The 7,566-nt window shown below is 70.6% G+C and carries 6 protein-coding genes; all 6 read left to right on the top strand.

What is annotated here, in order from left to right; all coding sequences use genetic code 11:
* Positions 1 to 1,312, top strand: a 1,312-nt coding sequence (locus AC5LUJ_RS05125) for an ATP-grasp domain-containing protein (RefSeq protein WP_493464536.1), incomplete at its 5' end; no start/stop codon positions are given.
* Entirely contained in the window at positions 1,309 to 1,635 is a 327-nt protein-coding gene (locus AC5LUJ_RS05120) for an avidin-fold protein (RefSeq protein ID WP_493464535.1), read from the top strand. The genes AC5LUJ_RS05125 and AC5LUJ_RS05120, both read left to right, overlap by 4 nt.
* Before the next feature lies 1 nt (position 1,636).
* A complete protein-coding gene (locus AC5LUJ_RS05115; protein ID WP_493464534.1) occupies positions 1,637 to 3,094 on the top strand; it encodes an FAD-binding oxidoreductase in 1,458 nt (485 codons plus the stop codon).
* 52 nt (positions 3,095 to 3,146) lie between these two features.
* Positions 3,147 to 4,481, top strand: coding sequence for an acyl-CoA dehydrogenase family protein (locus AC5LUJ_RS05110; protein WP_250291524.1), 1,335 nt, complete (start codon positions 3,147 to 3,149; stop codon positions 4,479 to 4,481).
* Positions 4,482 to 4,708: 227 nt separating this feature from the next.
* On the top strand, positions 4,709 to 6,316 hold the full coding sequence (locus tag AC5LUJ_RS05105) for a peptide ABC transporter substrate-binding protein (protein WP_250291522.1): 1,608 nt from the start codon (positions 4,709 to 4,711) through the stop codon (positions 6,314 to 6,316).
* 418 nt (positions 6,317 to 6,734) lie between these two features.
* Entirely contained in the window at positions 6,735 to 7,502 is a 768-nt protein-coding gene (locus AC5LUJ_RS05100; RefSeq protein ID WP_493464533.1) for an SDR family NAD(P)-dependent oxidoreductase, read from the top strand.
* The last annotated feature ends 64 nt before the right edge of the window (positions 7,503 to 7,566 follow it).

The following is a 7,566-nucleotide window of genomic DNA, read 5'->3' as shown; positions in this document are numbered from 1 at the left end:
GGAAGGAACACGCATGAACAGCTCCGGGAACGTGCTGCTGGTGATCGGCAGTGGGCTGCGGCTCTACCGCGAGTACCTGGTCCGATCGGCCGCCGCGCGGGCGCGGGAAGCGGGCCTCGGACTGGTACTGATCAACAACCTCCGGCCCACCTGGCAGCGCGGCTACTTCGACGAGATCACCGTGGTCAACGTCTTCGACCACGACCTGCTGGCCAGCACGGCCCGCGAGGTGGCGGCCAGGCGCACGGTCCTCGGCGTGCTGTGCTGGGACGAGCCGCTGGTGATGTCCGCCGCCGGGCTCGCCGCCGAGTTCGGCGTGCCGGGCCTGAGCATCCCCGGTGTGCACGGGTGCCGCGACAAGTACGACACCCGCTCCCGGCTGACCGCCGCCGGCCTGCCGCAGCCGGGGTTCGAGATGACGGCCACCGTCGAGCAGGCCCGGGCGGCGGCGGAGCGGATCGGCTACCCGGTCGTGGTGAAGCCCCGCGCGCTCGGCGCCAGCATGGGCGTCGTCCTCGCCGCCGACGATGCCGAGCTGGACGCGGCCTTCCACGTCGCCTCGCAGGCCAGCCTGATCGGCGACGAGTCGTACCAGGGGGGTGCCCTCGTCGAGGGCTACGCCGTGGGCCCCGAGATCAGCGTCGACGCCGCCGTGCACAAGGGCGAGTACCTGCCGATGTTCGTGGCGCGCAAGCGGACCGGAGCGCATCCCTACTTCGAGGAGACCGGCCATGTCGTCGACGCGGCCGACCCGCTCCTGCGCGACCCCGTGCTGATCGACACCCTGGCGCGGGCGCACCGGGTGCTCGGGATCGAGAACGGCATCACCCACGCCGAGGTGCGGCTCACCGAGCGAGGGCCGCTGATCATCGAGATCAACGGCAGGCTCGGCGGTGACCTGATCCCGTTCCTCGGCCTGATCGCCACCGGTGTCGACCCGGGGGAGGTGCTCGTCGACGTCGCCGTCGGGCAGCGGCCGGACATCGCGCCGGTCCGGCGCGGCGTCGCCGGCATCCGGTTCGGCTACCCGGAGCGGGACTGCCGGGTGCGCTCGGTCCGGGTGCCGCGGGCGGCGCCCGGGCTGGTCACCGCGTCCCCGATGGTCGAGCCCGGGACCACGCTGCGGCTGCCGCCGGGCGGCTACATCGCCCGCCACTCCTTCGTGGTGTGCCAGGCCGACGACACACCGACCTGCCTCGAGCGGCTGGACGCGGCGAGCGCGCTGGTCACGCTGGACGCCGACCCGGTCGCGCCGCCCCCGCCCGGCACGGCTCTGGAGATGCCCGCCGGCCTGCTGGACGTGGACGAATGACGATCAACTATGACGGGCGGCTGTTCCGCAGGGCCGGCGGCGGTGACGGCACGGTCGCCCGCTACCACCAGGACGGCGATCTGGTGTGGGCGGACTTCGCCGGCGGGCAGGTCCGCCGCGGGGCGATCATCGGTACCTGCGGGCCGGAGGGCACCCTGCGGCTGGCCTACACCATGGCGCTCGTCGACGGCCGGGTGATCTCCGGGCACACCGTGAACACCCCGCAGCCGGGTGACGGCGGACGGCTGGTGCTGCGCGAGGAGTGGGAGCGCTACGGCGCGCACGCCGAGACCGGGGTCTCCTACCTCGAGGAGGTGGGCTGAGATGACCGGGCCGGCCGGAGTGTCCGGGCCGGCCGGGGCCACCAGACCGGTCGGTACCGCCGGGGCGGCTGGGGCCGCTGGGCCGGCCGGCGCTGCCGGGGCGGCTGGCTGGCCGGGCCTGGGCGGCCTGGTCGACGGCCGCCTGCGGCTGCCGGGCGACGCCGGCTTCACCGCGGCGAGCCGGCCGTTCAACGAGCGCTACCAGCACGTCCGGCCCGCCGCGGCGCTGACGGTGGCGAACGCCGCCGACGTCGGCCGGGCGATCGGCTGGGCCCGCGAGCACGGCACGCCGTTCACCGTCCGGGGCGGCGGGCACAGCTACACGGGCAGCTCGGTCGGCACCGGGCTGGTGCTCGACCTGCGCGCGCTGGACGAGGTGCGGGTCGACCCGTCGAGCGGGCTGGTCACCGTCGGCGGCGGCGCCCGGATGAAGGCGATCTACGCCGCGCTGCGCCTGCACGGCCTGGCGTTCCCGCTGGGCAACTCCGACGACGTCGGGATCGGCGGGCTGGTGCTCGGCGGCGGTGTCGCGGCGGTGTCACGCGCGTTCGGCCTGACCTGTGACGCGCTGGTGCGCACCGACGTCGTCCTCGCCGACGGCACGACGCTGGCCTGTAGCGAGGCCGAGAACGCCGACCTGTTCTGGGCCTGCCGCGGGGGCGGCGGTGGGAACTTCGGGGTGAACACCTCCTTCACCTTCCAGGCCCGGTCGGTGCCGCCCGTCAGCTCCACCTGCCTGCTGCTGTGGTCCTGGGAGCATGCGCCCGAGGTGCTGAGCACCGCGCAGGAGATCATGCGGCGCGCGCCGGAGGAGTTCGCCGCCCGGATCGGCGTGAGCCGCGCGCCAGGCCAGGACGGCGTGGTCTCGATGATCGGGCAGCACCTCGGCCCGGCCGTGGAGCTGCGGGAGCTGCTCACACCCGCGCTGGCCGCCGCCACGCCGTACCGGGCGGACGTCGCCGACCGGACCTACTGGGAGGCCGCGGACTACCTGCACCACACCACCTCGGGCGGCGCGTTCGCGGTACGCACCCGGTGCGTGCCGGAGCCGCTGCCCGAGGAGGGCGTGGCGGCCCTGCTGGCGGCCCTGGAGAAGTGGCCGGGGAGCGGCAACCCGGACGGCGCCGGGGCCGCCCTGTTCACCTGGGGCGGCGCGATCAGCCGGGTGCCGGTGGCCGGCAGCGCGTTCCCGCACCGGGACGCGCTGTTCCTGATCAGCATGGACGCCTCGTGGAGCACCGGCGATCCCGCCGCGGTGCGGCGGGACAACCTGGAGTGGCTGACCGGCCTGCACCGGGAGATGGGCGCGTTCGCCTCCGACGCGGCCTACGTCAACTTTCCCGACCCTGATCTTCCTGACTGGCGGTCGGCCTACTACGGCCCGAACCTGGCGCGGCTGAGCGAGGTCAAACGCCGCTACGACCCCGACCGCGTCTTCCGCTCCGCCCAGGGGATCTAGGTCCTCGCCCAGCTGACCCAGCGCGCCCACCGCATCCAAGGGGAGCGATCACATGACCGAGACACAGACCCACCGCGAGCCCGCCGCGGCCGGCCCCGGCTCCGCCGGCCCTATCAGCCCTATCAGCCCTATCAGCCCTATCAGCCCTGCCGGCTCTGTCAGCCCTGCCGGCCCTGCCGGCCGGGTCAGCCCCGCCGGCCCTGCCGCGCAGGGGCCGCCCCAGACCGGCAAGGAGATTCTCGAGCGCGCCCGGGCGGCCGCCCCGCTGCTGCGGGAGCGCTCCGAGGAGATCGAGCGCGCTCGGCGGCTGCCCCCGGACGTGGTGGAGACACTGCGTGCCACCGGGGTGTTCCGGATGGGCTTCGGGCGCCGGTGGGGTGGCCCTGAGCTCACCTCCGCGGAACAGACCGAGGTCATCGAGGCGCTGTCCTACGGCGACGCGTCCGCCGGCTGGTGCGCGATGATCGGTTCGGACACCGGGCTCTACGCCGCGTTCCTGGACGAGCCGGTGGCCAGGGAGATGTTCCCCAGCCTGGACATGATCACGGCTGGGCTGCTGTTCCCGACCGGGCACGCCGAGCGCGTCCCCGGCGGTTACCGGCTCACCGGCCGCTGGCAGTTCGGCAGCGGTATCACCCACAGCGACTGGGTGATCTCCGGGGCGTTCATCTACCGCGACGGCCAGCCGGAGCCGGGCCCGGACGGGGATCCGCACGACTCGCGGCTGATGATGGTGCCGCGCGAGCAGGTCGAGATCGTCGACACCTGGCACACCACCGGTCTGGCCGGCAGCGGAAGCTGCGACTACGTGATCACGGACGTGTTCGTCCCCGAGGAGCACACCCTCGTCTTCGGGGCCGTGCGCAACGGCACCGGCGCGCTCGCCCAGCCGGAGGTGCACATGCGCAACATGCCCGGCGTGCCGCTGGGCATCGCGCGCGCCGCGCTCGACCATGCCCGCGAGACCGTCGCCGGCCGGGCGCGCCCGTCGGGCGCCGCCGCGGCCGACGACTACCGCGTGCAGGTCGTCATCGCCGGCTGCGAGGCAGACTTCGTCGCCACCCGCAACGGGGTGTACGGCAGCATGCGGCGCCAGCACGACGTCCTGGCCGCCGGGGGCACCTTCGACGATCTCACCCCGGACGAGCGGGCCGCGCTGCCGCTGTCGCGCCTGCACGCCTTCCGAACGGCGCGGTCGATCGTGAGCCGGCTCTACGACCTGCTGCAGACCAGCTCGATCTACCGGCCGTCCCCGCTGGACCGGTGGCTGCGCGACACGAACACGATGTGCCAGCACATCGTCGCTCAGGACCGCATCCTGCAGTCGGCCGGTGCCCACCTGCTGGGCGGGCGGCCCGGCTTCCCGCTCTGCCTCGGCATTGTGTGACGTTCCCGAAGGCAGTACCCCGTCCGTGACCATGTGATTCGACATTCGTGTTGTCGGCGCGTTTCTCACGGATGGGCCGACGAAGGACCAGGTGTTCGGACCGGCCGCGGACGGTGGCCGCCCGCGGTCCCGTCGAACACGACTTCGGCGTCATCGACGTCATCGACGTCATCATTGTGAATGGAAAAAACATGCGACCATTTCGATTTCGATCCGCCGTCTGCTCCGTGGCAGTGCTCACCGTGCTGCTCGGCGCGTGTGGCACGAGCACCGGGAGCGGTACGGGAAATACGAGCGGCACCGGCCCGGGCGGGCAGTCGGTCATCAGTTACAGCCTGACCGAACCGGAGAACCCGCTGATCCCCGGCGACACGACGGAGGTCGGCGGCATCGGGGTGCTCGGCGCACTGTTCAAGGGCCTCGTGGAGTACGACGCGAAAACGGCCGCGCCGCGTAACGCCGTCGCCGAGTCCATCCAGACCACGGACGCAAAGGTCTATACAATCAGACTGAAGCCCGGGTGGACCTTCCATGACGGCACGCCGGTCACGGCCAGGAGCTTCGTCGACGCCTGGAACTACACCGCCTACTCCCCGAACAGGATGCAGGGCGCGAACTACTTCTCGCATGTCGAGGGTTTCAGCAAGGTGAACAACACGACGCCGGACGGCGGGCAGCCGGACGCCCTGCCGCCCGCGAAGGAGCTGCCAGGCCTGAAGGTCGTCGACGACAGCACCTTCGTCGTGACCCTGTCCGCGCCGTTCTCCACGTTCGCCACCCAGCTCGGCTACGCGGCCTTCTTCCCCCTGCCGGCGAGTTTCTTCGCCGACCGAAAGGCCTACGAGGGCCATCCGGTCGGCAACGGCCCGTTCCGGTTCGTTTCGCACACGAAGGGGAAGAACCTCGTCGTGCGGCGCTACGACAACTATGCCGGCGAGAAACCGCACATCGACGGCGTGGACTTCCGTTTCTACGCGAACCTCGACGACGCCTACGCGGACGTGCTGGCGAACAGACTCGACTATCTCTCGTTCACGCCGTGGTCGTCGACGGTCAACGACAGGATCAAGACTGATCTCCCGGACTCCCGTCGCGTCTCCTACAGGTACCTCGGATACCAGGCGATCGCTTTTCCCCTCTATGACAGGCGTTTTGCCGACGCGAGGCTGCGGCAGGCCGTCTCGATGTCCATCGACCGGGTCGACCTGATCAAGAAGGTCTTCAACGGCGCTCGGACGCCGGCCGACGGCCTGGTGGCGCCGAACGTGCAGGGCCACCTCGACAACCAGTGCGGGGAGCTGTGCACCTACCAGCCCGAGAAGGCCAGGAAACTGTTCGAGGAGACCGGGTTCCAGGGGCCGGTCGTGCTGACCTCCAACGTCGACTCCGCCAATCAGCAGTGGATGGAGGTGACGTGCGCGTCGATCCAGCGGACGCTCGGTCGGGAGTGCAGGTTCGAGCCGGTACCGACGCTCGGTGAGTTCCGCAGGAAGCTCGACGACAGGACGATAGGCGCGATCTACCGCACTGCCTGGGTGGCCGACTACCCGTCGATCGAGAACTTCCTCAACCCGCTGTTCAGGACCGGCGGCTCGTCCAACGTCGGCCAGTACTCCAGCCCCGCCGTCGACGCGCTGCTCACCCGCGCCGACGGGGCGCCGTCGCAGCAGGAGGGCGAGAAGCTCTACCAGCAGGCCGAACGGCTCGTGCTGCAGGACATGCCGACGGTCCCGATCTGGTACCAGAGCGCCACGGCCGCCTGGTCCGCCCGGCTGCGCAACGTCGTCCCCACCCAGTTCCGTGAACTGGACCTGCGCAGCGTCACGGTCTCCTGAATCCCGTTTCTCCAGAATCATTCTCTCGCAACCGCCGAACGCGCCGGTCAGGTAACCATACGTATCCCCCCGGACGATGGCACGCTTCGATGGACGCCGGCCACCGGAGAAGATCGGCGCAATTTTGTCGTTGTGTACGCTTTTGCGGCCAAAAAGCGTACACAACGACAAACTCTCCTGGATCATGGCCTGTGCGGGTGGTCGTGGATGGGATCCGCGCTACTTGACCGGCGCTCTGGAAATCTCCCCCCGGCACCCGGCGTATGCGGCGGTGACGGTCACGCAATTTCGCTGGACGTGTCACCTGCCGGCGGGGCAGGATGGCCGCGTGCCGAGACCATCTCGTTACGCCGGGCGTGTCAACACGTGAAACGTACGCTTAAGGCGTACTCAAGTACGCTTTCGTACTATTTCTCCCATGGGACTTCTCGCAGACAAAGTGATTATCGTTGCGGGCGCCAGTCGGGGCATCGGCGCCGCGGCGGCCCGGCTGTTCGCTGAGGAGGGCGCCCGGGTCGTCCTGGGGGCGCGCAGCAGCGACGAGCTCGCGAAACTGGCCGGCCAGCTGACCGCTGACGGCTTCGACGCAGTCGCCGTGACCGTCGACCTCAGCACGTCGGCCGGGGCGGAGTCACTCGTCCAGGCGGCGCTGGAACGGCATGGAAGACTGAACGGGGCATATCTCAACGCGGCCACCGGGGACGAGCTCGGTAGGAGGCTGACCGAGATCACCGAGGACTCCTGGGACACCGTGCAGGGCCTGACGCTGCGTGGCACCTGGCTGAATCTCCGCGCCCAGATACCCGAACTGGCGAAGGCCGGTGGCGGTGCGATCGTGATCGCGGGCAGCGTGGCCGGACTGGTCGCAGGGATCGGAGACTCGTCCTATCAGGCGGCGAAGGCCGGTGTCACCGGACTCGCGCGTGCGGCGGCCCAGGAGTACGCGGCACAGGGAGTTCGGGTGAACGTCGTCGCCCCCGGCGCCATTCTGACCGATGGCGTGGCCGCCACGTTCGCGCAGTATCCGCAGTTGCGTGACCGCTTTGAGAACCACACCCCGCTCGGCCGCCCCGGCACGCCGAACGAGGTCGCCGAAACGGTGGCCTGGCTGCTCAGCGACCGATCCTCCTACATCACCGGAGTCACGCTCCCTGTCGACGGCGGCCTGTCGGCGACGAGGTTCTAGCGATATCTAGCGATATCTAGCGGTAGTTTCCTGGATCGATGCCGGGCGAATGGTCCGGTATCGT

It is taken from the genome of Protofrankia sp. CiP1_Cm_nod3, assembly GCF_982290655.1.
The sequence above is the reverse complement of the archived record's forward strand: the minus strand, read 5'-3'. Positions and strand labels throughout refer to the sequence as shown.